Annotated in this window: 2 protein-coding genes; one reads left to right on the forward strand and one right to left on the reverse strand. The window is 65.5% G+C overall.

The features are described 5' to 3' along the window. The coding region (locus FJ959_RS31450) for an autotransporter-associated beta strand repeat-containing protein (RefSeq protein ID WP_210239554.1) at positions 1–2,248 on the reverse strand (2,248 nt) is incomplete at its 3' end. A 111-nt stretch (positions 2,249–2,359) separates the two neighbouring features. Here FJ959_RS31450 and FJ959_RS32020 point away from each other — a divergent pair. Then, on the forward strand, positions 2,360–2,561 hold a 202-nt coding region (locus FJ959_RS32020), incomplete at its 3' end, for a hypothetical protein (protein WP_210239555.1).

Consider the following 2,561-nt stretch of genomic DNA (forward strand, 5'->3'; position numbering starts at 1 on the left):
GCCCGTCGAACACGGCCAGGAACCGATCGGCGCTGTCGATGCCGGCTATGATGGCACCCGCCGCGATCTCGCCGGAGAGTGCCTGCAGGGCCGGTGTCCCCTGCGCTGTTGGCAGGCCCGACAGCGCCCCGACGATGCCGCCGAAATTACCGCCGGCTGCAGCGGCATCGAGCACACCGCCGACCGCCCGCTGGTTCGACGTCTGGCCGGCCGAGCGGAAGGCATCTGGCGCCAGGATCAGGGAGAGATAGAGGCTGGTGAGATCGAAGCTGAGCACGGGGCGCAGGAACGCGAAATCGGCGGTCACATCGTTAAATGTGGCAATGCCGCCGGCCGGCGCCGAGACGATCGTGTACGTCGTGTCAGGCACGTAAATGCCGGGCAACGGGACAACGTCGAGGGTGCCGGCATGTACCGTCGCCTTGTGGCCGGCGCCAACGATGGTGATGCGGTCGCTGGCGCTGGGACTAATTTCAACGTCGAAGGTGCCGCTGTTCCAGGTGAGATTGCCGTCGATCGTGATGTTGCCGATGGAGTTGCCCGGCTCGATCGTGCCGCCGTTGTTTGTAATATTGCCGGTGATGTTGCCGACGCCACTCAGGATGCCGCCCTTGTTGAGCGTTACGTTGCTGGTCAGGTGAACGTTGACGGCTAAGCCGCCGGTATTGATGGTCGTGCCGCCGCCGACAGTGCTGGTGCCGGTAAGGGTGAGCTTACCGGCGCCGTTCTTGGTGAGCGTGCCGGTGCCGGTCATTGCGCCGGCATAGGTGCCGTTGACACCCTGGTCGAAGATGACGGCGGCATCGTTTAGGATACGGCCCTGCAGGCTGTTGGCTGCGCCCTGCAGGATGCCGGCCGACACCGTCGTGCCCTCGGTATAAGTGTTGTTGCCGCCCAAGGTCAGCGCGCCGGCGCCGGTCTTGGTCAGGCTGCCGAGGCCGGTGATATTGCCCGCGAAGGTGCCGTTGGTCGCCTGGTCGAAGGTGATCGACCTGGCGATCGGATTGTTCGCGTTGGGGTCGAAGATGATGTTGCCGCGCAGGTTCGTGGTGTTGCCCTGCACCGCGCCGCCGTTGTTGAAGATGTTGCCGGCATAGCTGTTGGCGCCGGTGAGAATAAGCGTGCCGTCGCCGACCTTGGTGAGATTGCCCGAACCGCCGACTATCCCATTCAGGGTCAGGGTCTTGCCGGGGTCGACCAGGAATACGCCACCGGCGCCCTCCAGTAAGACGTTGCGCGTGCTGGTGAAGGTCTCGGATGCGCGCAGGCCGGCGTTGTTTTCCAGCGTGAGCCCCGTACCCGTGGCGCCGAGCTTGTCGTCGGAAGCGACCCGTAGCGTTCCGCGCTGCACCAGCGTGCCGCCGGAATAGGTGTTGGTGCCCGTGAGCTCGAACTCGCCGTCGCCGCTCTTGATGAGGCGACCGCCACCGCTGATGCTGCCGCTCCAGATGAAGGGATGCAGCGCCACGTCGATGCCGCCGTTACCGGCGAGCACGATCTTGCGGTCGATCGACGTGGCCGCAGGAGTGTCCTTTGTGGTTCCGACCGCGCCGCCATTCAACGTGATTGCCGTACCCGCCGCGCCCAGGTTGACGTCATTCGTGAAGCGCAGGACACCGCCGGTCACGGTCGTGCCGCCGCCGTAGGTGTTGGCCGCTGAAAGGATCAGGTCGCCGTCGCCGGACTTGGTCAACTGGCCGCTTCCGCCGATCACGCCGCTCCAGGTGAGTGGAGCCGATGCAACGGAGAAGCCGCCCTTGTCCGTGATCGTGACGGGGCGATTGCTGGTCGGCCCCGGATGGACCGTGGCCACGCTTCCGATCGTGCCGTTGTTCAGGTTGATGCCGATGCCCGCGGCTCCCAGGCTGGCGTCGGTGGTGAACAACAGCGCTCCGCCGTTGACGGTGGTGCCGCCAGCGTAGGTGTTGGTGCCTGAGAGCGTGAGATCGCCAGTGCCGGTCTTGATGAGGCTGCCGCTGCCGGACAGGTTGCCGGTATAGGCGCCGTCGATTGTTTGGGCGAAGACGAGTGAGGCCTTGTTTGTGATATTGCCCGCCAGGCGCAGAGCGTTGATCTCCAGGACGCCTTCATTGACGGTGCCGCCGCCGGAGAGCGAAGTCGCACCGTCGAGAATGGTCGTGCCGGCCCCGTTCTTGACGATAGCCCAATTGCCGCCGCTGCCAGCGCCCCCGGTCTGATCTGCAATGGTGTCGCTTATCAACTGGGTCTGCCCGGCGCCAGGGGCCACGGTGAATGACCCGTTGCCGTGAAAAAGAATGCCCGATCCGATACCTTGGCCGGGGGAGGCGTTTCCTCCTCCGCCGTTGCCGCCTGCGACGCTGTTTCTAAAAATGTCGAGATGGCCGGCCACAGTGAGCTCGCCGCCATACTGAACGAAGATCGCGCCGCCCAGGCCGCCGCCGCCACCGCCACCTTGTCCATGGCCACCGCCGCTGCCGCCGCCGATTCCCCCCTGACCACCGTCATAAGGCGGTCGCGCCTTACGGCCGGCCGGCTCAGGCAAATTGGGTCGCCGACGCGAATCTCCTGCCTGGCGCGGG

Origin of the sequence: Mesorhizobium sp. B2-2-4, assembly GCF_006442375.1 — a bacterium.
GTDB lineage: Bacteria > Pseudomonadota > Alphaproteobacteria > Rhizobiales > Rhizobiaceae > Mesorhizobium.